This window comes from Nocardia blacklockiae, from assembly GCF_015477355.1.
GTDB lineage: Bacteria > Actinomycetota > Actinomycetes > Mycobacteriales > Mycobacteriaceae > Nocardia > Nocardia blacklockiae.
On the sequence record NZ_JADLRJ010000012.1, the window covers coordinates 148,982 to 174,652 of the forward strand.

Annotated in this window: 16 protein-coding genes and 1 pseudogene; 11 read left to right on the forward strand and 6 right to left on the reverse strand. The window is 70.1% G+C overall.

The window, feature by feature from the left end:
- Window positions 1-18: 18 nt before the first annotated feature.
- The 5 genes from IU476_RS28930 to IU476_RS28950 all read left to right on the forward strand — a co-directional run bounded on the left by IU476_RS28930 (window position 19) and on the right by IU476_RS28950 (window position 8,278).
- The gene (locus IU476_RS28930; RefSeq protein ID WP_195105493.1) at window positions 19-3,045 is read left to right on the forward strand and encodes a LuxR C-terminal-related transcriptional regulator; all 3,027 of its coding nucleotides are present in this window, start codon (window positions 19-21) and stop codon (window positions 3,043-3,045) included.
- 46 nt (window positions 3,046-3,091) lie between these two features.
- A complete protein-coding gene (locus IU476_RS28935) occupies window positions 3,092-4,285 on the forward strand; it encodes a hypothetical protein (protein WP_195105446.1) in 1,194 nt (397 codons plus the stop codon).
- 170 nt (window positions 4,286-4,455) lie between these two features.
- The gene (locus tag IU476_RS28940) at window positions 4,456-5,823 is read left to right on the forward strand and encodes a S1 family peptidase (RefSeq protein WP_195105447.1); all 1,368 of its coding nucleotides are present in this window, start codon (window positions 4,456-4,458) and stop codon (window positions 5,821-5,823) included.
- A gap of 123 nt (window positions 5,824-5,946) precedes the next feature.
- Window positions 5,947-7,299, forward strand: coding sequence for a S1 family peptidase (locus tag IU476_RS28945; RefSeq protein ID WP_195105448.1), 1,353 nt, complete (start codon window positions 5,947-5,949; stop codon window positions 7,297-7,299).
- Between the two features lie 124 nt (window positions 7,300-7,423).
- Window positions 7,424-8,278, forward strand: a complete 855-nt coding sequence (locus IU476_RS28950) for an NRDE family protein (RefSeq protein WP_195105449.1) — start codon at window positions 7,424-7,426, stop codon at window positions 8,276-8,278.
- 60 nt (window positions 8,279-8,338) lie between these two features.
- Here the strand turns inward: IU476_RS28950 and IU476_RS28955 are convergent, their stop codons facing one another.
- Complete coding sequence (locus tag IU476_RS28955) at window positions 8,339-9,148, reverse strand: DUF8020 domain-containing protein (protein WP_195105450.1); 810 nt, start codon at window positions 9,146-9,148, stop codon at window positions 8,339-8,341.
- A gap of 222 nt (window positions 9,149-9,370) precedes the next feature.
- The gene (locus tag IU476_RS28960; RefSeq protein WP_195105451.1) at window positions 9,371-10,144 is read right to left on the reverse strand and encodes a DUF8020 domain-containing protein; all 774 of its coding nucleotides are present in this window, start codon (window positions 10,142-10,144) and stop codon (window positions 9,371-9,373) included.
- 473 nt (window positions 10,145-10,617) lie between these two features.
- On the opposite strand from IU476_RS28960, the gene IU476_RS28965 reads away from it, so the two are divergent.
- Window positions 10,618-14,064, forward strand: coding sequence for a heterodisulfide reductase-related iron-sulfur binding cluster (locus IU476_RS28965; RefSeq protein WP_195105452.1), 3,447 nt, complete (start codon window positions 10,618-10,620; stop codon window positions 14,062-14,064).
- 493 nt (window positions 14,065-14,557) lie between these two features.
- Entirely contained in the window at window positions 14,558-15,394 is an 837-nt protein-coding gene (locus IU476_RS28970; RefSeq protein ID WP_195105453.1) for a lytic polysaccharide monooxygenase, read from the forward strand.
- A 74-nt stretch (window positions 15,395-15,468) separates the two neighbouring features.
- On the opposite strand, the gene IU476_RS28975 is transcribed toward IU476_RS28970, so the two are convergent.
- Together IU476_RS28975 and IU476_RS28980 are read right to left on the reverse strand one after the other, a co-directional pair.
- Window positions 15,469-15,672, reverse strand: a complete 204-nt coding sequence (locus tag IU476_RS28975) for a hypothetical protein (protein ID WP_195105496.1) — start codon at window positions 15,670-15,672, stop codon at window positions 15,469-15,471.
- 651 nt (window positions 15,673-16,323) lie between these two features.
- Window positions 16,324-16,773, reverse strand: a complete 450-nt coding sequence (locus IU476_RS28980; RefSeq protein ID WP_195105454.1) for a hypothetical protein — start codon at window positions 16,771-16,773, stop codon at window positions 16,324-16,326.
- Between the two features lie 200 nt (window positions 16,774-16,973).
- Here IU476_RS28980 and IU476_RS28985 point away from each other — a divergent pair, with 200 nt between their 5' ends.
- The 3 genes and pseudogenes from IU476_RS28985 to IU476_RS28995 all read left to right on the forward strand — a co-directional run.
- Entirely contained in the window at window positions 16,974-18,365 is a 1,392-nt protein-coding gene (locus tag IU476_RS28985; protein ID WP_500048437.1) for a helix-turn-helix domain-containing protein, read from the forward strand.
- A gap of 49 nt (window positions 18,366-18,414) precedes the next feature.
- Window positions 18,415-19,674: a pyridoxal phosphate-dependent aminotransferase gene (locus IU476_RS28990; RefSeq protein ID WP_195105456.1), complete on the forward strand. Its 1,260-nt coding sequence runs from the start codon at window positions 18,415-18,417 to the stop codon at window positions 19,672-19,674.
- A 347-nt stretch (window positions 19,675-20,021) separates the two neighbouring features.
- Window positions 20,022-21,284, forward strand: a pseudogene (locus IU476_RS28995) (YibE/F family protein); the annotation flags it as partial.
- Between the two features lie 770 nt (window positions 21,285-22,054).
- On the opposite strand, the gene IU476_RS29000 reads toward IU476_RS28995, so the two are convergent.
- Window positions 22,055-23,422 (reverse strand): DUF7159 family protein, encoded by a 1,368-nt coding sequence (locus IU476_RS29000; protein ID WP_195105457.1) that lies wholly within the window; start codon window positions 23,420-23,422, stop codon window positions 22,055-22,057.
- A 247-nt stretch (window positions 23,423-23,669) separates the two neighbouring features.
- A complete protein-coding gene (locus IU476_RS29005; protein ID WP_195105458.1) occupies window positions 23,670-24,992 on the reverse strand; it encodes a UDP-glucose dehydrogenase family protein in 1,323 nt (440 codons plus the stop codon).
- Window positions 24,993-25,129: 137 nt separating this feature from the next.
- Here IU476_RS29005 and IU476_RS29010 point away from each other — a divergent pair, with 137 nt between their 5' ends.
- On the forward strand, window positions 25,130-25,663 hold the full coding sequence (locus tag IU476_RS29010; protein WP_324194391.1) for a YdcF family protein: 534 nt from the start codon (window positions 25,130-25,132) through the stop codon (window positions 25,661-25,663).
- Window positions 25,664-25,671 lie beyond the last annotated feature (8 nt).

The following is a 25,671-nucleotide window of genomic DNA, read 5'->3' on the forward strand; positions in this document are numbered from 1 at the left end:
CTGCCGGGCGTACGAGAGATGTTCCGCGAGTTGGATTCCCCGAGTCCGGAACCCCAGGTCTACCTGATGCGCGGGCGCTCCGGCACCGGCAAGTCGACGCTGCTGGCGGCCCTCCGCACCCGCCTGCGCGGTCGCGGCATCGTCTCCTGCGACACGGTCGCCGAGGCCACCGGCACGTCCGGCGGGCGGGCGGCGCTGATCGTCGACGACGCTCACACGCTGGACCCCAGTGAGCTGGTGAAGCTCTGCGCCGCGGTGGAATCCGGCTGTTGCACGATGGTGATCGCCACCCGCCCGCGGCCGCACGATCCGGCGCTGCGGGCGTTCACCGACGCGGTCGCGCGCCGCGGCCGGGTGGTCGATCTGCGCCCGCTCGGCGTGGCCGACATCGCCCCGTTCGCGAGGGAATTGGGGATGATGGTGCCGCGGCCGGTGGCCCAGCACATCCACGGCCGTACCGCGGGCATCCACGGCGGCGTGGTGGCGGCGCTGTCGGCGGCCTGCGCCACCCGGCTGGACGGGAGCATCGGCGCGGTCGACGAGGCGGTGGCGGGCTGGGCGCGGTCGCTGCTCGACGACACCGATCCCGCCCTGCTGGACGCGTTCGTGGTGGCGGCCACCGGCACCGGGCTGGACCCGGCCGAACTCACCGAGGTATTGAACAGCTCCGACGGCGACGCGCTGGATCTCATCGACCGGGCCCGCGCCAGCGCCCTGGTGACCGACGCCGACCTGCTGCTCGCGCTCGCGGTCGCCCCGCTGCGCACGCTCGTCGGCGACCGTCGTTTCCTCCTGGTGCAGCGCCGCCTGCTACAGGCCCGCCTCGATGCCGGACTGCTGCGCGACCACACCGCGCTGCTGCTCGCGGAGTCGGGTGTCCGCGATGCGCGGCTCGCCGAATTCCTCTGTGCCGCAGCGGAGTCGGCCGGTTCCGAGACGGTTCGCTACTACGCGGCCGCGGCCGCCAGCGGCACCGGGACCGGTTGGCGTCCCGCCCCGGCGGTGACGCTGCGCTGGGCCGAGGCCGCCGCTCGCGCGGGCAATACGGAGGTCGCCCTGCGGCTCGCCGAGCCGATGCTGGGCCGCTCCGACGGCCCGGTCGCCGAACTCGCCGCGGCCGTGCGGGTGTGCGCCGGTGTGTGGACGCGCCGCGGCCTGGCCGCCCGCGCCGCCGAACTCTATTCCTGGCTCGGCCCGCAGCGGATCGGCACCGACTGGGCCGTCGGCGCCACCGTCCTGTACCTGGCGGGCGACGTCGACACGGCCGACGCCATGTCCGCCTCCGCCGCCCTGTGGCCCCCGACCCAGACCACGGCCCGCGCGGGCCTGATCGCCACCGCACTGGCCGACTCCCTCGGAGTAGCCCACTCCACCAACGGAATCCAGCCCTCCACGCCCGACGCCGCCGAAGCCGCAACCTTCGCCGACACCCGGGGCCTCGCCACGTCGCGAACCTCCACCGACACCCGAAGCCCGCACCACACACCGACCACCGACCGCGTGCCCCTCGGCGCGCAAAGCCCCTCCTCCACAAACGGTTTCGACTCCGCGCACCACTCGGCCACCACGCAAATTCCCGACACAGCACGGAGTTCCGACGGCACGAGCAACTCCGCCAACACACCAGGATTCGACGGCACACGAGCGGCCAACGGTTCACCGAACTCCGCCCACACGCCGAACCCGGACAGCGCACCCGCATTCGACGACACACCCCGGCCCCGCACGCAACGTCCCGCCCGACCGTGGGCAGCCGACGGCTCTGGAGTCCCCGGCGATACGCGAAACTCGGACGCCGCACTCGAACCCGGCACCCCGGATGCCAACGGCACCAGCGGTTTCGGCGGCACCTGCTCGGCCGACCGCACCCCCGGCCGTGCCGCGTCGCTGACGGCGGCCTCGGCGCTGATTCAGGCGGCGCGGGCCGAACTCTCCTCGGCGACCACGGATTTCCTGCCCTGCACGGCGGTGTCGGTCGCGACGCTGTTGTGCCTGAGCATGGGGGAACCGCGGCGGGCGGCCGACGCGCTGCACGGTGCGGCGGCACCGGCGCCGGCCGAGCCGAGTGGTGAGGTCGCGCTGCGCGATCAGCAGCTGCTGGTGCTGTCGGCGTGGACCTCGATGCTGGGTGGGGACGAACAGGCCGCCACGCAGCTCGCGGCGGCCGTGGATCTCGGGCGGCTGTCCGCGCGGGATCGGCTGCTCGCGCACGGGGTGCTGGTCGGGCTGGCCCGGCGCGGCGGCGACCACACCGCGCTCACGCTGGCCTGGCAGGCGGCGCACCCGCTGTTCGACGACATCGGCGTGGACCTGCTGGCGCTGCTGCCGATCGGCGAGCTGTGGCTGGCCGGGATCCGGTTGCAGGACGAGAGCCGGGTGGCCGCGCTGGTCGACGCCGCGGGAAAACTGTTGCGGCGCTTGGGCAACCCGCCCGCCTGGGCCAACGCCTACCACTGGTACGCGATCCAGGCCGCGATCGCCCGCGAGCGTCCCGACGAATTGCTCCCGCACGCACAGCATTTGAAGGCCGCGGCGCAGGCCGGCGATCCGCACGCCGCGGCGCTGGCCGACGCGGGCCGCACCTGGGTGCTGGCCCTGCGCGGCTCCGTGGCCCCGGACGAGGTGGCGGCCGCGGTGCGCCGGCTGGCCGGCATCGGCATGGTGTGGGACGCCGCCCGGCTGGCCAGCGAGGCCGCCCTGGCGGCCGACGACTCGACCGTCGCGACGGCCCTGCTGAAACTGGCCCGCACGGTGCGCACCGAATCCCGGCCGCCGCAATTGCCGATCCGCCCACCCGAGCCCGCGGCCGAACCGCGGCCCGAACCCGCGCCCCGCAGCGACGCCATTCTCAGCGAGCGCGAACGCGAGGTCGCCGAGCTCGTGCTACTGGGGTTGACCTACCGGGAAATCGGCGCTCGGCTGTACATCTCGGCGAAGACGGTGGAACATCATGTCGCGCGCATCCGGCGTCGGATCGGGGCCGGGTCCCGATCCGAGTTATTGTCGATGCTCCGCGCCATGGGCCACGGCTCGCTGCTCGTGTGACATCGGTGCGGAGCCGACCGGGACGCACCGAAGCGAGGTAACGAGGATGGCCACAGGGGTGGGCCTGCGCATCGCCGCGGACGAATGCCTCGCGGCCATCGTCGCCGGCGCCGGCGAGACGGACGACGACTCGCCCGAACCCCACTACATCGTTCGCGAGTCGGTGCTGCACATGTCCGACGACGGCGACGCCGCGCTCGGCGGCGACCCGCCGTCCGGCCATTCCCATTCGATCACCGGCTTTTTCGACGCGGTCGGCGACCCGGCCGGCATCTCGGTCGACGACGGCGAGGCCTACCGCGCCGAGGATCTGGTCGCGACGGCCCTGTTCTGCCTGATCAATCTGGCCGCCGAGCATTTGAACGGCCCCGCCGAGTTCTACGCCACCCACCCCGCCGACTGGCCCGCGCAGCAGGTGACGGCCCTGCGCGACGCCCTCGACTACCTCGGCCTGCGGTCGGTGGTGCTGGTGAGCGAGGGCGAACTCCCCGATCCCGGCACGACCGCGGACGGTGCCGTCGACGGCCGCGCCTACGCCCGGGACGCGGCCCGCGCGGCGCTGGCGGCCGTGCTGGCCACCCCGGCCGGCGCCACCCCGCCGGACCCGACCCACACCGAGAATTCGCTGATCGTCACCGACGTGCTCCCCGCGCTGCCGTCCGACGACCAGACGATGCAGGCCTATTCGGCCGCCATGCCCGCCGCCTACGCCGCGGCCACGCCCGCGGTCTACCCGGAAACCGAGGCGGCCGAACCGGTTCCGGCCGCCGACGCCGAGCAGCCCGCGGCCGCCGCGCCGCCGCAACCGCGCCGCCACCGCCGCACCGTACTGCTGATCGCCGCCGGCGCGGCGGCGCTGGGCTTGGTGCTGGGCGGCGTCGCCGTGGGCCTGGTGGTGCACGACGACACCTCCGAACCCGTGTCGCCACTACCGAACGCGCGGTCCGAGCCCGCGCCGACGTCCCTCGTCCCGCCCCCGCCACCGGTTTTCGTCGCCCCGCCGCCGACGACGATCATCGAGGAACCCGCCCCGGAGCCCGAGCCGCCGGAGACCACGCCGCCGCCACCGCCGACCTCCGAACCGCCGCCGCCACCGTCGGCGACGACCACTCCGCAGCGGCCCACCCGGACCACGCCGAGCACCCCGCGCCGGACGCCGACCACGGTCATTCCGTTCCTGCCGTACCCGAGCTGGCTGCCGCCACCGGCAACGCAGACGCCGTACGCGCGGATTCCGTGATCGTTTCGTAGCGAACCGAACGCGTTTGTGCCCTAAAGTGAAGCGCTGACCCGAGTGCCCGGTTCCGAACCGAGCACTCGGTGTGCTTGCAGGACGGGGGCTGTTGCCGCACAACGGTTTCACGGCCCGCTGATTCACCTGGCACAACGCGTGCCTGACGAAGGGACTTCATGCGCAAGTTGCCGGCGCGTCGCGCCGCGGTCAAAGCTGCCGCCGCCGCGTTCGCCTCGACTGTCCTCGCCGGCCCCTGGTTCGGTGCCGCACCCGCGCTGGCGGACCCCGCGCCCGAGACGGTGCAGCTCGACGCCGAACAGCTCCCCGCCGAGATGGCCGAGGCGATCAGCCGCGACCTGAAGATGACGCCCGCGGAATACCTCGACCGCGCGGCCCGCGCCCAGCAACTGCGCCAGTACGCGCACGACTTCCGCGCCGAACGCCCCGACGAGTTCGCCGGCGCGTGGCTGAATCCGGACGGCAAGCCCGTCATGGCGGTCACCTCGCTCGACGCCGCCCAGACCGCGGGCGCGGCGGGCTACCAGACCCGGCTCGCCCCGATTTCCGCGGACAACCTGGAGACTTCGCTCGACCAGCTGGTCGGTTGGATCGGCGGCCTGCCCCGCGACATCGCCGTGGCGATCAACTCGGTGGCCATCGACTTTCTCAACAGCCAATTGGTGCTGACCGTCGCCAATACCCCGGCCGGTCACCTGCTCAATCTGCCGACGCTCATCGCCAATATCAAGGTGGTGCTCTCGCCCGACGGCGGCGGCCCGGTGGAACGCCGGCCGATGGGCGGCGACACCTATATCAGCGCCCCGACCTCGCTCGACGACGCGGGCTTGAAGTCCGTCGACGTCTGCTCGTTCGGTTTCAACAGCGTCGACGCCGCGGGCAACGCGTTGAATATCAGTGCCGGCCATTGCGATCCGAACCTCGACAAGGGCGATGGCAAGGCCGACGTCTATCTGCCCGACGTTCGCAATCTCAAGGCCAGCCCGAAACTGGGCACCTTCGTGCGCGCGCACGTCGGTGGCAGCAGCGGCCTGGACTACTCGGTGATCCAGCTCAGCGACCGCGCGGTGCGGGCGGGCATGGACCAGCCGTCGGTGCGCGGCGCCAACGGCACCACCATCAACCTCACCGGCACCGCCGATCCGGTGGTCGGCGCGCCGATCTGCAAATCGGGCCAATCCTCCACGTTCACCTGCGGTTTCGTCGTCGCGGACCGGGTCGAGACGCAGCTGTTCACCGCGGAGGGCCAGTCCAAGACGGTGCGCGGCTTCGCCAGCTCGGCCTGCACCCTGGGCGGCGACAGCGGCGGCGCGATCGTGACGGGCACCCTCGCCCTGGGCATCACCAGCGGCTCGAACGCGGCCGACGCACCGGATTGCAACGAGGCCAACATCGGTCTCGCGCAGTACGGCGGCACCGCGTCGCTCGGTATTCCGATTCGCGCGATCCTCGCCGATATCGATGCCGAATCCGCGGGCGGGATCGGCTCGGGCATCGCGGTGCGCACCCGCGCGAACGCCGGGTGAAAGCCGAATACCGGATGAATTTTTCGCGAAACGCCTGGGCGCTGTATCGGAATGCCCGCGTGTCCGTTGAAACAATCGCACGGACAAGTAGGCATAACGGTCCCGAACCCATATAGTCGGCACATGCTCCTGCCACGCATCCGTCTTTCGTCGTCCGCCGTGGGGCGTAACCCGCGCAGCCGTCTCCGCAAGACCGCCGTCATCGCCTCGGCGGCGGCCCTGGCCCTCGGGCCGGTTGCGGCGGCGACGGTGTCCGCGGAACCCGCCGCCCCGGCGTCGAATCTGCCGGCCGCCCTCGCCGCGGCCGTGTCCCGCGACCTGAAGATCTCCCCCGAGGAGTATCTGCACCGCGCCGATGTCGCCCAGCAGGTGGGCGCGTTCGCCACCACCGCGCAGCGGCAGTTCCCGCAGGCGTTCGCGGGCGCCTGGCTCGACGACGGCGGCCTGCCGACGGTCGCGCTGGCGCAGGGGCAGGGCGTGGACGACGCCCGCAAGGCCGCGCAGGACGCCGGCTTCAAGGTCAAGGACGTCGCCAAGAGCGAGTCGGTGCTGCGCGGCGAGAAGAACGCCTTCCAGCAGTGGCTCTCGACCCAGCCGGAGGCCGTGGCGCAGGCGGTGCGCGGCGTGGTGGTCGACACGGTGAACAACAGCATCGCGGTGCGGGTGGACAAGCCCGGCCTGCCGATGCCCGGCTTCGTCGATCCGGCGCGGGTGATCGTGATGGCCGCGCCGCCGGTCGGCCCGGAGCAGTCCGACGTCGCCCAGGCCACCCCGATCGCGGGCGACCAGGGCCCCGGTGCCTACGCGGCCGGTGACGGCTACGCGTCGGTGGCCGGTCGGATGAAGCTGGTCTGCTCGGCCGGTTTCAACGGCCTGGACCGCAACGACAACATCGTGAACATCACCGCGGGCCACTGCGACCCGAACATCCCGGCCGCCGGCACCGCCAACGCCCCGGCCATGTTCGAGCTGCTGCCGGGCAACAAGACCGGCGCGCAGCTGGGCACCTTCCAGAAGTCGGTGCTGGGCGAGCAGGACTACTCGATCGTGTCGATCAACGACGACGCGCGGGACCGCTTCTCCAACAACCAGGTTCGCGTCCCGGGCCAGGCCCCGATCGCGATCACCGGCGTGGCCACCCCGGTGGTGGGCGCCCCGGTCTGCAAGTCCGGTTCGCGCACCGGCTTCTCCTGCGGTGTGGTCAACGCCGTGGACCAGACGGTGGATGTCGGCGAGCGCCAGCTCACCCAGGCGTTCTCGGCCAACATCTGCGCCCTGCCGGGTGACAGCGGCGGCCCGATCGTGACCGGCACCCAGGCCCTGGGCATCTCCAGCGCCTCGTCGGTGGCCGACTACCCGATCTGCGAGATCCCCAACCTGATCGGCGCCCTGACCGGCAACGCCCCGCAGCTGTTCGCGCAGCCGGTGAGCGTGGTGCTCTCGGACAACCCGGGCCTGCGGGTGCGCACCAGCTAGCAGTACCCCTCGAAAGGGCCGGTGGCGGGCAGCCACCGGCCCTTTCGCCGTCCCGGGCGTCGGGCAGTTCACCGGCAGCGCAGGGCCGTGTACCGGGCCGCGCGCGGTCGGGCATCCTGGACGCATGTGTCTGGTTCTGTTGGGCTGGCGGGCGCACCCCGAGTACCGGCTGATCGTGGCGGCCAATCGGGACGAGTTCTACACCCGCCCAACCGAATCGATGCGGTGGTGGCGCGAGGTGCCGGGACTGCTGGCGGGCCGCGATCTGGGCGCGGGCAATCCGGTGCCCGGCACCTGGCTGGGGCTGGTGCCCGACCGGCACCGCTTCGCCACGGTGACGAACGTGCGCGGCCCGGCGGAGGCCCGCGTCGGCGTGCGGTCGCGCGGCGCGCTGCTGATGGATTTTCTGAACGGCGATTCCGGTCCGAAGCAGTTCGCCCGGCGCGTCGCGGCGGCCCCCGACGACTACAACGGCTTCAACCTGATCGCCTCGGACCTGGACACGCTGTGGTGGCACAGCAATCGCAGCGCGCACGCGCCCCTGGAACTGGCCGCGGGCCTGCACGGCCTGTCCAACGGCGCGCTGCTCGGTTCGGCGGAGCACGGCCCGGCCGGCGACGGGGCCGTCGCGATCCGCACCGACAACGGCGCGGCCGCCTGGCCGAAAGTCCGCGACGGGCTGCTCGCCCTGCGCGCCGTGCTCGAGACGGATACGGCGGAGGTGGCGAGCTATTTAGACGTGCTGGCCGACCGTGCCGTCGCGCCCGACGACGAACTGCCCGACACGGGACTCTCGCGCCGCCGCGAGCGCGCGGTGTCGGCGCGCTTCGTGTCCGACACCATGCACGGAACCCGGTGCAGCACAGTGCTGCTCGTTCGGGAGGACGGCCGCTTCACGGTCGCCGAGCGCTCCTTCGGCCGCCTCGGGCGCGAGCAAGGCGAGGTGTCGTTCAGCGGGCGGCTGGAGCTACCCGACTGATCGACCGCGGTAACGAACAGGCCCGCTCTCGCGAGGAGAGCGGGCCTGGGGGTCGTGAAATCAGTTGGGCGCCACCAGTGGTGCGCTCGGCTGCGGCGCGGCGGGCGCGGGCTGCGGGGCGGGCGCGGGCTGCACCGGGTTGTTCGGCGACTGCGAGAGGTCGGCCCACGGCGTGGTGCCGGGCGGGGCCTGGAGGGTGTTGAGCATCTCGACACCGGCGGTGCTCACGGTCGGGCCGCCGCCGATGGCCGCGCCGATGATGCCGACTCCGAGCGCGCCGACGATACCGCCCGCGACGGCACCGATGATCAGTCCGGGAAGGCATCCCGTGGCGACATCCACGGCGCAACCGATGGCACCGCCGATCGGGATGCCGAGCACCACGCCGACCGCGACACCGAGCACCGTGCCGATCGCCGTCCCGATACCCCCGCTCAACGCCAGCTTGGTAGCGAAATCATTGATGGCGCGGTCGTTCTCGACCGGCGAGGCGATCGGCCGCACCGCGGTCAACGGGTGCACCTGATCCACCTCGGCGGGCTGGTCCGGAGTCAGCTCCAGTACCCGGCCCTCGTCCCGCACCGCCGACCGGACCGGCACCGGCACCCCGGCGACCCGGAAGTTCAGCGGCATCCGCAGCGCGACATCGCCTGCGCGGTCTCGCAATTCGAGCACCTGCTGCCCGTCGGACGCGAGATCCGGCGTGTCGACGAGCGCGAAGGTCCCGCCTTTCAGCGTCGTGACGATCGTGCGGTCGACCACCCGGGTGGCGTAGTCGATGTACTCGGGGCCCGGCGCGGCGGGTTCGCCGTAGGCGGTACCGGCGGCGACGGTCATCGCACCGATGACCATGGCTCCGGCAGCGGTCATTGCGCGGAAACTCATTCGGTCTTCCAATCCCTCATCAGGTCGCATCGCACACGCGCGGCCCACCGGCAGTCTGGGGCCACGGGTGTGCGTAATGCACACGACGAGGTGGAGCCTAGCGGAAACGACGCGGGAGGAAGTTCCCAACGCCGGATCGGAGTGACCGGTACACACAGCGATCGGCCCGCCCTCCCGAGGGAGAGCGGGCCGATCGGACCACGCGGGTCAGTTCACCGGTGCCGGCTGCTGTACCTGCTGCTGCTTCTGAATGGCGTCGTCGGTCCACTTGGTGGTGCCGGGGGGCGCGTTCAGCGTGCTCACCAGGTCCGTGCCGGCCGCCACCAGGGTGGGGCCGCCGACGACGATGGTGCCGAGGATGCCACCGATGGCCGCACCCGTGGGCAGGCCGACGAGGCAGCCGACGACCACACCGATCAGACCGAGCGCGCAACCGACCACCGCACCGATCGCGGTGCCCACGAAGCCGCCGATCGCCGTCGACAGACCGAAGTAGGTGGAGAAGTCGGTCAGCGCCCGCTGGTTCTCGACCGGCGAGGCGATCGGCTTCGCGACCGGCTTCACGTTCAGCGGCTGGTCGGTCGGCAAGCCGGCCGGCCGTTCCGGCGTGACCGCCAGCACCTTGCCGTCTTCCTTCAGCTCCGAGGCGACCGGAATGCGCTGCCCGGTGATCGTGTACTCAAGCGGGAAGCTCAGGACGGTGTTGCCCTTGTCGTCCTTGACGTTGACCTGAGTGGGCGCGGGTTCGGTGGCCTCCGCGGCGATTTCGGTCGCCGTCGCGGCCGGCGGCGCGACCAGCTCGAAGGTCCCCCCGTTACCCAGCCGGGCCACGACAGTCTTGTCTTCCTGTGCGACCGAGTATCCGATGGTCTTGTCGGTATGTTCGGCCGGGGCCGCGGGTTCGGCATGCGCGGTGCCCAACCCGACTGTCAGGGCGCCGATAGCCAAGGCGCCCACCGCAGTACTGCTGCGGAACTTCATTCGGTTATCCAATCCATCATCAGGTGTTGCCGGCGCGTCTTTTCCCGCGAGAGCCCACGCATCCCTCAAGTCGCCACTCCGTCCGAGCGACCTGCAGAACCCTCCCCGAGCGGTGTGAAGATTCGCACAGCAAGCAGGACGAAGCGAGCCTAATTCAATCACTGGCTAGAAGCGAGATCCGTTTCCCGCCAGTGGAACTAAGCGTGTCCTTCGTGATGGATCGGTTTTGCCGGGTTTTACCGTGTTATCCGAACCGCACACGCGCGAAACCCCAGCTTGCCGGGTCCGCAGGTGAGTCCGCTCACACTGCCCGCAGGGCGAAGTACCAGCACGCTGGGACGCGCCCCGCGGGAGATCATAGAGTGGACAGGTAAGTTACCGGCGGGTAACTTACTGGGCGTTAGGATGCGTGCAACCGCCGACGGCAACAGCCCTGCCGTCGGATGCTCGTTGAACCGAAGGAAGGTCGCGACATGAATGCCCTGACAGTGACGCTGGGCACGATTGGAGTGGTGTTCAGCCTGGTGGCTTGGGCGTCATTCATCGGCGGCGTCGGCAAGATGGTTCGCGCCATCATGATCGGACAGTCCGCCCCGGACCGCTGGCGGCCGTTCCTCCCGCGCTTGAAAACCATGCTCGTCGAGTTCCTGGCGCACACGCGGATGAACAAGTTCCGCACCGTCGGGTGGGCGCACTGGCTGGTGATGATCGGCTTCCTGGCCGGATTCATCCTGTATTTCGAGGCGTATCCGCAGACGTTCGATCCCGAATTCCACTGGCCCCTGGTCGGCGGCTGGGGCATCTACCACCTGATGGACGAGGTGCTCGGCATCGCCACCGTGATCGGCATTCTGGTGCTGATCACCATTCGCCAGCTCAATCACCCGCGGGTGCCGCAGCGGCTGTCGCGGTTCAGCGGCTCGAAATTCGGTCCCGCGTACACGATCGAGCTGATCGTGCTCATCGAGGGCCTGGGCATGGTGCTGGTGAAGGCCGGCAAGATCGCGACCTACGGCCACGCCAACGCCTGGAGCGACTTCTTCACCATGCAGGTCGCCAAGCTGCTGCCGTCGAGCGTCGCCATGGTCTCGGTGTTCGCGTTCGTGAAGATGGTGTCGGGCAGCACCTTCCTGCTGCTGGTCGGCCGCAACATCAACTGGGGTGTCGCGTGGCACCGGTTCGCGGCGTTCTTCAACATCTACTTCAAGCGCGAGAAGGACGGCGGCGTCGCCCTGGGCGCGGTCAAGCCGATGACCTCCGGCGGCAAGGCGCTGCTCGACATGGAGGAGATCGACCCCGACAACGACACCCTCGGTGTCGGCCGGGTCGAGGACTTCTCGTGGAAGGGCTGGCTGGACTTCACCACCTGCACCGAGTGCGGCCGCTGCCAGAGCCAGTGCCCGGCGTGGAATACCGGTAAGCCGTTGTCGCCCAAGCTGTTGATCATGTCGCTGCGCGACCACGGTGTCGCCAAGGCGCCCTACCTGCTGGCCGGCGGCCGCAAGGACATGGGCGGCGACGAGGTCGGCCTGGTCGACGCCGAGGGCAAGCCGAACGAGGCCGCGCTGGCGAAGATCTCCGACGCGGCGAAGGCCGAGGCGGAGCGTCCGCTGGTCGGCGGCGCGGATGTCAGCGGCATCATCGATCCCGAGGTGCTGTGGAGCTGCACCACCTGCGGCGCGTGCGTGGAGCAGTGCCCGGTGGACATCGAGCACGTCGACCACATCATCGACATGCGCCGCTACCAGGTGCTGATCGAGTCGGAGTTCCCGTCCGAGCTGGCGGGTCTGTTCAAGAACCTGGAGAACAAGGGCAACCCCTGGGGCCAGAACGCCAAGGACCGGCTGAACTGGATGTCGGAGCTGGACTTCGACATTCCGGTGTTCGGCCAGGACGCCGAGAGCTTCGACGGCTACGAGTACCTGTTCTGGGTCGGCTGTGCCGGCGCCTACGAGGACCGCGCCAAGCGGACCACCAAGGCCGTCGCCGAGCTGCTGGCCACCGCGGGCGTGAAGTTCATGGTGCTGGGCGCGGAGGAGACCTGCACCGGCGATTCGGCGCGCCGCGCGGGCAACGAGTTCCTGTTCCAGCAGCTGGCCATGCAGAACATCGAGACGCTGAACTCGGTGTTCGAGGGTGTCGAGGATTCGAAGAAGAAGATCGTCGTCACCTGCGCGCACTGCTTCAACGCGCTGAACAACGAGTACCCGCAGGTGGGCGGCACCTATGAGGTCGTGCACCACACCCAGCTGCTGAACCGCCTGGTGCGGCAGCAGAAGCTGGTGCGGGTGAAGCCGGTGTCGGAGAAGGTCACCTACCACGACCCCTGCTACCTGGGCCGGCACAACAAGATCTACAACGCGCCGCGTGAGCTGATGGGCGCCTCGGGGGCGAAGGTCACCGAGATGCCGCGGCACGGCGAGCGGTCCATGTGCTGTGGCGCCGGCGGTGCCCGCATGTGGATGGAGGAGCAACTCGGCAAGCGCGTCAACCTGGACCGCACCGACGAGGCGCTGGCCGCGCTCGACGGCGGCAACGAGCCGTCCCTGATCGCCACCGGCTGCCCGTTCTGCCGCGTGATGCTCACCGACGGTGTCACCGCGCGCAAGGATTCGGGCGAGGTGGGCCAGGGCGTCGAGGTCGTCGACGTGGCGCAGCTGATGCTCCAGTCGATCGAGCGGGTCGAGCCGGGCACGCTGTCGGAGAACCTGAAGGTGATCCAGCAGCCCAAGCAGCCCGAGCCCGAACCGGTTTCGGAGCCCGAGCCGGTGGCCGAGGCCGCCGCACCCGCCGAGCCCAAGCCCGCCCCCGCGGGCGGCGGCCTCGCCATGAAGGGCGGCGGCAAGGCACCCGGCGGCGGCCTGGGCATGAAGGGCGGCGGCAAGGCGCCCGGCGGCGGTGGTCTGTCGATGAAGGGGGCCGCGAAGGCACCGGGCGCGAAGGCACCCGCTTCCGAGCCCACCGAGGACGCCGCCGAGGCCCCGACCGCCAAGCCCGGTGGGCTGGGCATGAAGGGCGGCGCGAAAGCGCCCGGCGGCAAGGGTCTTGCGATGAAGGGTGCCGCCAAGGCGCCCGGGGCCAAGGCCGAGCCTGCCGCGGAGTCGGCGGAGGCCGAGGCGCCCGCTACCCCGACCGCCAAGCCCGGTGGGCTGGGTATGAAGGGCGGTGCGAAGGCGCCGGGTGGCAAGGGTCTTGCCATGAAGGGTGCGGCGAAGGCGCCCGGGGCCAAGGCGGCACCCGCGGAGAGTTCCGCGGCGGCCGCGGAAACCGAAGCGGGCGAGGCGGAGTCGGGGTCGACCGAGACCAAGCCGACCGTGGCGGCCAAGGGGCTCGCGATGAAGTCCGGCTTCAAGAAGCCGGGGGCGAAGGCTCCGGGTGCGAAGTCGGCCGCGGCGGCGACTCCGGCTGCCGAATCCGCACCTGCCGAATCCGCGCCTGCGGAGTCCGCACCTGCGGAAACGGCCGCCGAAACGGGTACGGGATCGGCCTCGACGGCATCGACGGCGGAAAGCGCTCCGGCGGAATCGGGTCCGACCGAGACCAAGCCGACCGTCGCGCCCAAGGGACTGGCCATGAAGTCCGGCTTCAAGAAGCCCGGCCCGAAGGCGCCCGGCGCGCCGAAGCCCGCGCCCGCCGCCGAGTCCGCACCGGCCGAGCCGGCGCAGCCCGAGGCACCCGCGTCCTCCGATGATTCGGCGGCGGCCGGTAAGGCGTCCTCCGGTGACTCGGAGGCTGCCGGTGCGGCGGCCGTCGAGGCGTCGAGCGGCGCGGCGACATCCGAATCCGCCGAGACGACATCGTCGTCCGGTGGGACGGCAGCGGCGAACGGCGGCAACGGCTCCGCGGTGCAGCCGCCGACCGCCAAGCCCGGCGGGCTCGGCTTCAAGTCCGGCGCGAAGGCTCCGGGCCGGAAGAACTGACCGCTTCGTAAAGCCCACCCGAGGGTGGCGTTGCCGCTATGGCAACGCCACCCTCGTTGTTTGCGGCCCTGATGCGTCCCACCGCGTGGACTCGGCCGCGCAGGATTGTGCATTCGCACGAAATAGCCGTAGATCACGGGTGCATATTTCATACATTTCCGCACACGGCAACGGAGCTTCTTTATCACGCAAGCCGATTGCCAGTGAGCAAATAAGCCGACCGGACAGAATGTTCCCGCGATTCGCGAAAAGTTATCCACATGCTGCATACCCGCTGCTCACAGCGCGCAGGCACGATCCGGACATCGGCTCACCTGTGACGAGTGCCGCTCGAACCGTTTGACTGTGCGATTGCTGCGACCTAGGTTCGAGACGCCTAGGTTTTAGAGGATTACTTTCCAATCAAATGGTTCGGAACATCACGGAACCATCTCGGAGCAATCACGGGCGACGTGCCGGCGCGTTCGCCCACAATCTCTCACAAGGAGCATCGATGAGCAAAAGAATGCTGAGCCTCGTCGGCGCGGCCGCCGCCATCGCGCCGATCGTCGTCGCCGTGCTACCCCTGGCCGCCGCGAGCGCGCACGGCTACGTGTCCTCGCCGCTGAGCCGCCAGGCCCAGTGCGCCCAGGGCGTGGTGTCCTGCGGCGACATCAGTTACGAGCCGCAGAGCGTGGAGGGGCCGAAGGGCCTGAAGAGCTGCGGGGCGAACAAATACCCCGAACTCGACGACGACAGCAAGGGCTGGAAGGTCCAGAACGTCAGCGGCAAGGTCGATTTCACCTGGACGAACACCGCGCAGCACCGGACCGCCGACTGGGAGTACTTCATCGGCGACACCCAGGTGGGCAAGGTGGACGGCAAGAACGAGCTGCCGGGCGAGTCGGTCACCCACTCGATCGACCTGAGCAAGTTCAGCGGCAAGCAGAAGCTGCTCGCGGTCTGGAACATCGGTGACACGTCCAACGCGTTCTATTCGTGCGTGGATCTGAACATCGGCGGCGACGGTTCCACCGGCGGCACGACCACCCCGGCCCCGACCACCACGACTCCCGCCCCGACCACCTCGACCCAGCCGACCACGCCGTTGCAACCGCCCACCTCACCACCGACGACCTCGCAACCCACCACCTCGTCGCAACCCACCACCAGCGCACCGCCGACCTCCACCCCGGGCGGCTCCGCGCGGGCCTGGCAGCAGGGCGCCGACTACCGGGTCGGCGACGTGGTGACCTACGAAGGCGCGCAATACAAGTGCTTGCAGGCCCACACGGCCTACGACCCGGGCTGGACACCCTCGGCCACGCCCGCCCTCTGGCAGCGGGTGTGACCCGTGCTGCTGCCGGAGTAACCCGGATTCGGCCGCGGCGCAGGTCAGGTGGCGTCGCGGCCGGATCCGGCCGGTCAGGTGCCGACGTGTGGCGAATCCGCCGGAACCATCCGATTCGATTGCACCAGAACGGCTTTGGCGTGGCGCTTCGCCGCGCACACCGCGATCGAGTGCTCGATGTGCACCTGCATCACCAGATGCGCCTGTTCGGGAGTCCACGATTCGCCGGACGACGGTGCCGAACACACCATCAGCACCGGGTGAGCCTGCGGCAGCATCAGCTCGACCTTTCTGCCAGAACGTACTCTGCGGGCGCCCACTCCCAGTACACCGCCGCCCCGAACGGTGACTGGATGTTCACCAGCAAACGATTACTACCACGCCGCGGAAGTCGCCTCTATCACACGTCTCGCCCGCACCGAAACCGGTGAATGCTGCGAAATAACGGATCTTCACCATCGGGAAGGGCCATAAGTCCAGTGGGTGTGTATCGAGCACATCCCGTCCGCCGCGCCCTCTTGATAGCGGGCGGCAATCATCAAGCATACGCCGATTAAGAAGCAAGTTGTTCAACAATAAACCACGACCTCGCCATACAGCACCTTCTTGTAGAACATGATTTTCATGTCGCCGAGTGCTGTACCAGACAGCCCACCAGGCAAACTATTGGCTAAGTAGTGATATGGATCACATCTGCATACGCGATCGCTATTTCCCCACCACACACCCCGACCACCCCGAGTGACCCCCTACGGAATATGCGAGTTCGTAGGAAATACCGCCGGATCATCCCGCGAACGGATGTTGCCGGTAGCGGACCGGCGAATTGCGTTGCGGGTCGAGCGCGCAGACCCGTGTCCGGGTCCGCCCCGTCGACTGCCGAAAGGTGGGGCGGACCCGGATGCGGGACGGCGAGGACCGGTCTGCGGTCAGTCCTCGCCCCCGCCTCCCACCGTCAGTGCCGTCGTGATGACCACCGAGAGGGGTGGAAGTTCGTCGTCGCGGCTCGGCGGCCGGATCCAGTGGCACCCTTCCCTGGTCCAGCGGCCGAGACCGGTCGGCAACATCACGGCGCTTCCGATGGCGGGAATGCCTGTGTGCGAGCGGTTGAGCACGTCCAGCACCTGCGCGCCGGGACGACTGTCGGGCACCACCAGAAAGCTCCAGCGGATCTGGCGGGCCAGCATCGGACCGGCGGTGCCCTGGGCGACGAGGGAGTCACGAACGCGCTCGGCCCGGGCGGTGGGCAGGTGCACGATTCCGACACTGCCGGTGATCGGGAGCATCACGAACCCCCCGCGCTCGTTCACCGGCAGCCCGTACTCGTGCCGATAGAACGCCACCCAATCCTCGACGGTCCTGAGTTTCTCCACGTTCACGGCGAGCTCCCTCGATCCTGTTCCAGCTTCCCGCCTCGGTCACCGATGTGGAACGCCCGCACGCCCTCCTTGCGCTGCCCTTCCGCTGCCTCTGTTCCGTAACCTCGGAAAGCGCTGATACCAGCTCGGTTTCGGCTGTGGCTGCGATCACCCCGCGCTCGTACTCTGGAGTACGGAGTTCGTGCGGAAGGGATGACATCGTGGTCCGGCAGTGGTCAGGTAAGGAGGCCCGTGCCCTCCGCGATGCCAAGCGAATGAGTATCCGGGAGTTCGCGGCACACCTCGGTGTGCACGAACGGCTGGTGTCGAAGTGGGAGGCGGGGGGCGCCCGGGTCCATCCCCGCCCGGTCAACCAGGCCGCTCTGGACACCTCTCTTGCCAGGTCCGACGAGGTCGTGCGGGCACGGTTCGCGGCACTGATCGATCAGCCCCTGATCGATCGCGCCGCGCCTGACAGTGATGCGCGCCCGACCGATTCGGCGCGCGCCAAGTATTCGAGCGACGCGGAACTCTTGGCTCTGGTGGACACCGGTGCGATGAGAGGTGATGCGTTAGCCGAGATTTCGGAGAGGGATCTGATCATGGCGGCTGCCCATGAAGCCAGCGAACACGCCGGTCGGGCCGAGATCACCAATGTGGGTGCCACCGCTCTGGAGCAACTCGACGCAGATGTCACCCGCATCGCCAACGACTACGTCCACGTCCCGCCGGTTCCGATGATGGTGGAGATGCTGCGGGTGCGCAGGCGCGTCTACACGCTGTTGGAAGGACATCAGAGACCCTCGGACACAACGCATCTGTATCTGCTGGCGGGCACGCTGTCCGGCTTGCTCGCCAATGCCAGCACCGACCTCGGGTACCACGACGCCGCCGGTGAGCAGGCGCGCGCCGCGTGGGCCTACGCGGAACTGTGCGGGCACAACGGTTTACGCGCCTGGACCCGCGGCATGCAGGCGCTGATCGAGTACGGCTCGCACCGCCCGCGTCACGCGGTGACCCTGGCGCAGAACGGCCAGCAGTACGCCGAGTCGGCGACGGCGCGGGTGCGGTTGCACAACATCGAGGCCCGCATCTGGGCCAAGCTGGGCAGCCCCGCCGACACCGAGCGCTGCATCGACGCCGCCGACGGCGCCCGCGACGGCACCGCCACCGACAACCTGCACGACGAGGTCGGCGGCGTCTTCGGTTTCAACGAGCCGAAGAGCCAGTACTACGCCGGCGCCACCTACATCCATCTCGGCCAGGCCGGACCGGCGCTGCAGGCGACCCAGCGCGCGATCGAGCTGTACGCGAACGGTCCCGAGGAGCGGCGCTCCTACGGCGCGGAATCGCTGGCCCGCGTGGACAACGCGACCGCGCACCTGATCAACGGCAGCCTCGACGGCGCGGCCGACGCGTTGACACCCGTGCTGGAGCTGGCGGAGGACAAGCGCATCGCCCAGCTCGAAGAGCGGCTCAGCGGCGTCCGCCGCCGCATCGCCGGGCCGGAGTTCCGGGGCGCGAGCGAGGCCCGCCGCCTGGACGAACGCATCGAGGAGTTCTGTGTGGCGAGCACGGCGCGGGGGGTGATCCCGGCCGGGGGCGGCTCCTGACCCACCGCGGTCCGGCGTGCGGGAAACGCCCTCGCCCGCAACTGGCACCATGGGACGGGTGAGCCCTACCAGCCAGTCACATCCTCTGCCCCCGCGGACGCTGGAGCAGTCCACCAAGCTGCAGAACGTCGTCTACGAGATCCGGGGTCCGGTACACGCGCACGCGTCGCGGCTGGAGGCCGAGGGCCACCGCATCCTGAAGTTGAACATCGGCAACCCGGCGCCCTTCGGCTTCGACGCCCCGGACGTGATCATGCGCGACATGATCGCGGCACTGCCGGTCGCGCAGGGTTATTCGGAGTCCAAGGGCATCCTGCCGGCGCGGCGGGCCATCGTAACCCGCTACGAGCTGGTGCCCGGCTTCCCGGAATTCGACGTCGACGACGTCTACCTGGGCAACGGCGTCTCCGAGCTGATCACCATCACCATGCAGGCGCTGCTGGACAACGGCGACGAGGTGCTGATCCCCGCGCCGGACTATCCGCTGTGGACCGCGATGACCAGCCTGGCCGGCGGCACACCTGTGCACTACCTGTGCGACGAGGCCAACGGCTGGCAGCCCGACATCGCCGACATCGAGTCGAAGATCACCGACAAGACCAAGGCGCTGCTGGTCATCAACCCGAACAACCCGACGGGCGCGGTGTACTCCTCGGAGGTGCTGCAACAGCTGGTCGACCTGGCTCGCAAGTATCGGCTGCTGCTGCTGGCCGACGAGATCTACGACAAGATCCTCTACGACGACGCCAAGCACATCTCGCTGGCCACGCTCGCGCCCGACCTGCTGTGCCTGACCTTCAACGGCCTGTCCAAGGCCTACCGGGTGGCCGGCTACCGCTCGGGCTGGCTGGTGATCACCGGGCCGAAGGAGCACGCGGCCGGTTTCCTGGAGGGCATCGACCTGCTGGCGTCGTCCCGGTTGTGCCCGAATGTGCCCGCGCAGCACGCGATTCAGGTCGCGCTCGGCGGGCATCAGAGCATCGAGGACCTGATCCTGCCCGGCGGGCGGCTGCTCGAGCAGCGCGACGTGGCGTGGGAGAAGCTCAACATGATCCCCGGGGTGTCGTGCGTGAAGCCGAAGGGCGCGCTCTACGCGTTCCCGCGGCTGGATCCCGAGGTGCACGAGATCCACGACGACTCCAAGCTGATCCTGGACCTGCTACTACAGGAGAAGATCCTGATGGTGCAGGGCACCGGATTCAACTGGCCGCAGCACGACCATCTGCGGATCGTGACGCTGCCGTGGGCGCGCGACCTGGCGGTGGCGATCGAGCGGTTCGGCAACTTCCTCGCCGGCTACCGACAGTGATTCCGCGCGCTCCTCAAAGCGCGCGAAAACAGACCGTGAGTACGAATAAGTGAGCTTTTTGAAGACTTAGCTAGCGCAAAGAAAGGCCGTTTGTGTACAGTGGGCCTCGGCACTGAGAGTGCCCGGCTGAGCCGCCTACCCCCTGGGCCGCTCAGCCCTGGTTCCGACGGCCTACCCCCCCTGGGCTGTCGAACCCCCGGGCGGCGGAGACATCCCCCTGCTCTCCGCCGCCCCTCCCACCTCTTCCACCAGCAGGTTTTCCGCGCTGTGCCGATTCCGCTCGCGTTCCGTGGCACCCGCTCCGGCCCTCGCGGTGTCGAGAATGAAAACCAATTAGGCTCGCAGCGGTGAGCGACCACCATCATCACCACGACCACTCCGGACCGATCGCCATCGGCGCCACGGCGGCGCGGGTCGTGGTCGGGCTTCTCACCGGAATCGGCGTGCTCGTGCTGATCGGCGTGGTCTGGTTGTGGCCGAGTCACCAGCACGTCGACATTCCCCTGCCGATGCAGAACGGCGGCGGCGGCGCGGTGCACACCGAGGCCGGCAAGGTCACCCTGCAGGAGCTCGGGCCGTGCGGCAGCCTGTCCAACGGCCGCGTCTTCGACGACACCCCGAATCCGCCGCGCAGCAACGGCTACACCTGCCAGCGCAGTCTGGTCGCCATCGGCTCCGGGCCGGACGCGGGCAAGCACACGCTGTTCGAGATCGCGCCCGGGCCCGGGCAGCCGGATCTGCGGGTCGGCGACGACATCCGGATCGTGCGGCAGGCCGACCAGGGCGGCACCACCATCTACTCCTTCGACGACTACGCGCGCGGGTTCCCGCTGACGGTCATCGCGCTGGCGTTCGTCGTGGTGATCGTCGTGGTGGCGCGCTGGCGCGGGCTGCGCGCGGTGCTCGGTCTCGGCTTCGCGTTCGGGGTGCTGGTGATGTTCCTGCTGCCGGCGCTGCTCGACGGCAAGCCGGCCGTGCCGGTGGCGCTGGTCGCGGGGTCGCTGATCCTGTACGCCGTGCTGTATCTCGCGCACGGGGTGAATCTGCGGACCAGTTCGGCGCTGCTGGGGACGCTGAGCGCGATGGTGCTGGCCGCGGTGCTGTCCTGGGTGGCGCTGGAGATCACCCACCTCACCGGGTTGTCGGAGGAGCAGAACGCCAATGTCGCCACGTATCTACAGCATGTGAGCATCACGGGGCTGCTGCTGGCCGGGTTCATCATCGGCTCGCTCGGTGTGCTGAACGACGTGACCATCACGCAGGCGTCGGCCGCGTTCGAACTCGCGGCCCTCGACGAGAAGGCTTCCCGCCGTGAGATTTTCACGGCCGCCATGCGGGTCGGGCGCGACCACATCGCCAGCACCGTCTACACCCTGGTGCTCGCCTACGCCGGTGGCGCGCTGCCGCTGCTGCTGCTGTTCTCGGTGGCGGGCCGCTCGTTCCGCGACGTGCTCACCGGCGACGCGGTGGGCATCGAGATCACCCGCTCCGCCGTCGGCGGCATCTGCCTGGCGCTCTCGGTGCCCCTGACCACGGCCATCGCGGTACTGCTGGCCCGCCCGCTCGGCTACGCACCGGCACCGGAACCCAAGCGCCACCGGCACACTCGACGCGCGGAATCGAACACCGCTGCCCGCCAACGCCCCCCGGCCGCCGGGCGTCGCTCCCGCACCACCACCGGAGCCTCCGGCACCGCCCCCGGAGCCACCCGCACTCCTGCCGGAGCCGCTCGCACCGACGCCGAAACCATAAGTGCCGCCGCCGAAACCACCCGCGCCGCAGAACCGCGCGCACCGCGCCGCCCCACCGAGGACAGCGCCCCAGCCCAGCCCTTCGCCCCGTTCACCGACGACCCCACACCACCCCAAGGCTTCTCGGCCTACCGCCCCGAAGACGACTACCACCCCCGCCATCCACACCCGTCCCCACGCCGCCCCGCCTACCCGGCCCCCGGCCACACCCCCCGCCACGCCGAACCCACCGACAACGACTGGTTCACTCCCCAACGCCCCACCGAAGCCCCCTCATCCCGCCACCGCGCGAACGACCCGGACGACTACGGCCACCGCTGGCCCGAGAACAACACCCGAGACCCCTACTGACGCTTGGCAACCCGCCCCATCCCAGCACCTGTACACCACGTCATCCCGGCACCGGCACCACGCCATCCCCGCACCGGCACCACGTCATTCCGGCACCGGCACCACGTCATCCCGGCAGCGGCACCACGCCATCCCGGCATGCTTTTGGCCGGGATCCACTGCAAGGCCGGTGCCGGTGTGGATTCCGGCCAAAAGCATGCCGGAATGACGGAAGGCATGCGAGACAATGGGAGGCGCACCGGAACGACCGCGAGCAGCCCGGAAGAAACGGGCGTGGCTCAGCGGCGTTGCTGGGGTGGGGCGGGGGGTGGGAACAGAGGCGGGATGGTGGGGACGACGATGGGGGGTAGGCCCGGGACGATGATGGTGTTCGGGCCCGGTGGGGGTGCCTCGGATTCCGTGGTGGGGGGCTGCCATCGGGGTGGGGGCGGGGCGGCGATCGAGGCGTTGGTGGATTCGGCGGGGGCGGGCGTGGTCGAGGGCTGGGGCGCGGTGTGGGGGGCGCTGGTGACGGCCGAACTCGGGGCGGAGTTGCTGTGCGAATCGCCTTGCAGGACTTGCGGACCCCAGCCGAGGCCCAGCCCCAGCGCGGCGACCACCACCAGGGCGCCCACCGCCACACCGGCCACGCTCAGCTCGCGCCGCCGGCCGAACGCCAGCTCCCGCATCGGGCCGCCCGCGGCGGCGTCCCGGTCGGCCGAGTTGCGGCGCCGTCGCCGCGCGGGCGGGTGCTCCGCCAGCCAGACCGGTTGCAGCTGTTCGGTTTCGGGGTCGATGATCGCGGGCTGCGCGATCGGGTGCGCGGGGCGGGCCAGCAGCGCCGCGCCCCGCGCGATCACTGATTCCGGCCCTGCGGGCACCCACACCGGAATGCCGCTCAGCCACCGCTCCAACACCTGCCGGACCAGCGGGATCCGCGCACAGCCACCGATCACGACGACCGCCTGCACCGCCTGCTCGGACCGGATGATCACGTCGCGGGTCATCCGGGCCGACGACTCGACGGCCAGCGTGATCAGCGCCTCGAAGTTCTCCTGCGACAACAACACCAGGCCGTGCTCGGACGGCAGCGCGACGGCGGTGGTCACCGACAGCTGTTCCTTCGCCGTGCGGCACAGCGCGTCCAGTTCGGCCAGACCGTCTGGGTCCGGCGGATGGGCGATCCTGCCGGAGGCGATCTGCTGCTCGCGGATCAGCGAATCCAGGTACTCGCCGCTGATGTCGCTGGTGCGCTCGCTGTAGTGGACGTGCCGACCGGCGACGTCGACCACGCTCACCGACAGCCCCGAGCTGCCCAGATCGTAGAGCGCGATGGTGCGCAGCCCGGACAGCTCGCCGGCGGCCTGCAGAAACTCCACGGCCGCTACGACTTCCGGCACCAGCTCGTAGTTGGTGAGCTGCCGGCGCGCCAGTGCCCCGCGCACCGAACGCGCGTGCTGTTCGGAACGGTAGGCCACGGCGCTGGCGGCGACGTCGGGCACGGCCGCGACCGCCTCGGCGGCCACCTCCTCCACCCGCTGCCCGCCGACGAGCGCGGTGTGCACGTCGAAACGATCGGCATCGAGATGCTCGGCGGTGTTCCCGGCGTGCGGGCGTGCGACGCGGACGGCGTCGGCCCCCACCGAGACTCCCAGTACCGAACTCATCTGCTGCCCATCTCGTTCACTCCACGATGCGCGCGAGGCCGCGGCCTCTCACCTTCGAAACGCGGATGGCCGACGCCGAATCAGACTGCCGTCCAGACCTTCGCGAGTACGCAGGCTCCTCCTCCGGGGCCATCGCCGACGCCCAGTATATGGCGGCATTCGCGGGGCCCCCGACGCATCGCGCGAACCGCCTGCTCCGAGGCTGACGCACTCGCCGCGGGTGTGGTTACTGTACCTGTCCGACACCCTACGACGTGCCGAGCCCCGCGTACACCCACCCGGCGTCACGCCAGGTGGCGCGTTCGAGACAGTTGCGTCCGTCGATGATGGAACGGGCCCGCACCACCGGCGCCAGATCCTGCGGGCGCAGGGCCGTGAACTCGGCCCATTCGGTGAGCACCAGCACCACGTCGGCGCGGTCGCACGCCTCGGCCACGGAGGTGGCGTAGTTGAGCGTCGGGAAGACCTTGCGGGAGTTCTCCAGCGCCTTGGGGTCGTAGACGGTGACCACGGCACCGTGCAGCTGGATCATCCCGGCCACGTTGAGCGCGGGCGAATCGCGCACGTCGTCGGATTCGGGTTTGAAGGCCGCGCCGAGCACCGCCACGTTGGCGCCGAGCAGCGAGCCGCCGCACGCCTTGGCCGCCATGTCCACCACCTTGGCGCGGCGGCGCATGTTGATGTTGTCGACCTCGCGCAGGAACGCCAGCGCGTGGTCGGCGCCGAGTTCGCCGGCGCGGGCCATGAAGGCGCGAATGTCCTTGGGCAGGCAGCCGCCGCCGAAGCCGAGGCCCGCGTTGAGGAACCGGCGGCCGATGCGGGCGTCGTAGCCGAGCGCGTCGGCGAGCACCGTGACGTCCGCGCCGGTGGCCTCGCACACCTCCGAGACCGCGTTGATGAACGAGATCTTCGTGGCGAGAAAGGCATTCGCGGAGACCTTCACCAGTTCCGCGGTGGCCAGGTCGGTCAGCAGGAACGGCACCTCGGCGGCGAGCAGGTCGGCGTAGATCTCGCGCACCAGATCTTCCACCCAGGCGGCGTTGTCGCGGTCGCGGTCGACGCCGAGCACCAGCCGGTCCGGGCGCACGGTGTCCTGCACCGCGAAACCCTCGCGCAGGAACTCCGGGTTCCAGGCCACCTCGACGTCCACACTCGCCGCGGCGCGGGCCCGCCGGCCCAGCTCGACCGCGGTGCCCACTGGCACGGTGGACTTCCCGATGAGCACCGCCGGGCGTTCCAGCAGCGGCGCGAGCTCGTCCACCACGGCGTGCACGTACTTCAGGTCGGCCGCGTACTCGCCCTTCTTCTGCGGCGTGCCCACGCCCAGGAAGTGCGCGTCGGCGTGCGCGGCCGCCTCCTCGTAGGAGGTGGTGAACCGCAGCCGCCCGGCGTCCAGGTTGCGGCGCAGCACGTCCTCGAGCCCGGGCTCGTAGAACGGCACCACCCCGTCGGACAGCTTCGCGACCTTGCCGGGGTCGACGTCCACCCCGACCACCTCGTGCCCGAGCTCGGCCATGCACGCGGCATGGGTGGCTCCCAAGTATCCAGTCCCGAAAACCGTGAGACGCATGATCGATTGGTATGCGGCCGCGATGGCCGCACCGCGTCATCGAGGCAAGTCCTCGGGCAACAGCTGATGTACAGGCGGAAACCCTCAGGTCGGCACGGTTTTCCGCGGCGTCGCGCCGGGTGGATAGCATCGAGCGGGTGCGCAGACGATGGGCCCTGGCCGCGGGCGTCGCGGCGGTGCTGACCGCCGTGCTGGTGGCGGCGCTGTGGCCGGTCTACGTGCGGCCGCGGGTGGACCGGCCCGCGCCGGCCGACGCGATTCTGGTGCTCGGCGGCGCGCACGACGGGCGCGAGGAACTGGCGCTGCGGCTGGCCCACGACGGCTACGCGCCGCTGGTGGTGTTCTCCGACCCCTACGAGCACAGCCCGCGGATGAACCGGATCTGCCACGGCGGGTACAGCTTTCGCGTCGAGTGTTTCGACCCGGAACCGCGGACCACGCGCGGCGAGGGGCGCGAACTGGCCGCGCGGGCGCGGGCGGGCGGCTGGCGCCGCGTCCTGGTGGTGACGTTCACGCCGCACGTCTCGCGGGCGCGCTACGTCCTCGGAAAGTGCTGGGGCGGTGAGATTCTCCTGCTCGACGCGCGCCCGCGCGTCTCGATCGGGCGGTGGGCGTACAACTACCTCTACCAGTCGGCCGGGTACGCCAAGGCCGTCACCGAGGATTGCTGATCAATAGC

Excerpts from the sequence above, each read along its gene's own strand:
- IU476_RS28930 (WP_195105493.1), top strand. The coding sequence starts at position 19 with ATGTTCCGCGAGTTGGATTCCCCGAGTCCGGAACCCCAGGTCTACCTG.
- IU476_RS28935 (WP_195105446.1), top strand. The coding sequence starts at position 3,092 with ATGGCCACAGGGGTGGGCCTGCGCATCGCCGCGGACGAATGCCTCGCG.
- IU476_RS28940 (WP_195105447.1), top strand. The coding sequence starts at position 4,456 with ATGCGCAAGTTGCCGGCGCGTCGCGCCGCGGTCAAAGCTGCCGCCGCC.
- IU476_RS28945 (WP_195105448.1), top strand. The coding sequence starts at position 5,947 with ATGCTCCTGCCACGCATCCGTCTTTCGTCGTCCGCCGTGGGGCGTAAC.
- IU476_RS28950 (WP_195105449.1), top strand. The coding sequence starts at position 7,424 with ATGTGTCTGGTTCTGTTGGGCTGGCGGGCGCACCCCGAGTACCGGCTG.
- IU476_RS28955 (WP_195105450.1), bottom strand. The coding sequence starts at position 9,148 with ATGACCGCTGCCGGAGCCATGGTCATCGGTGCGATGACCGTCGCCGCC.
- IU476_RS28960 (WP_195105451.1), bottom strand. The coding sequence starts at position 10,144 with ATGAAGTTCCGCAGCAGTACTGCGGTGGGCGCCTTGGCTATCGGCGCC.
- IU476_RS28965 (WP_195105452.1), top strand. The coding sequence starts at position 10,618 with ATGAATGCCCTGACAGTGACGCTGGGCACGATTGGAGTGGTGTTCAGC.
- IU476_RS28970 (WP_195105453.1), top strand. The coding sequence starts at position 14,558 with ATGAGCAAAAGAATGCTGAGCCTCGTCGGCGCGGCCGCCGCCATCGCG.
- IU476_RS28975 (WP_195105496.1), bottom strand. The coding sequence starts at position 15,672 with ATGCTGCCGCAGGCTCACCCGGTGCTGATGGTGTGTTCGGCACCGTCG.
- IU476_RS28990 (WP_195105456.1), top strand. The coding sequence starts at position 18,415 with ATGGGACGGGTGAGCCCTACCAGCCAGTCACATCCTCTGCCCCCGCGG.
- IU476_RS29000 (WP_195105457.1), bottom strand. The coding sequence starts at position 23,422 with ATGAGTTCGGTACTGGGAGTCTCGGTGGGGGCCGACGCCGTCCGCGTC.
- IU476_RS29005 (WP_195105458.1), bottom strand. The coding sequence starts at position 24,992 with ATGCGTCTCACGGTTTTCGGGACTGGATACTTGGGAGCCACCCATGCC.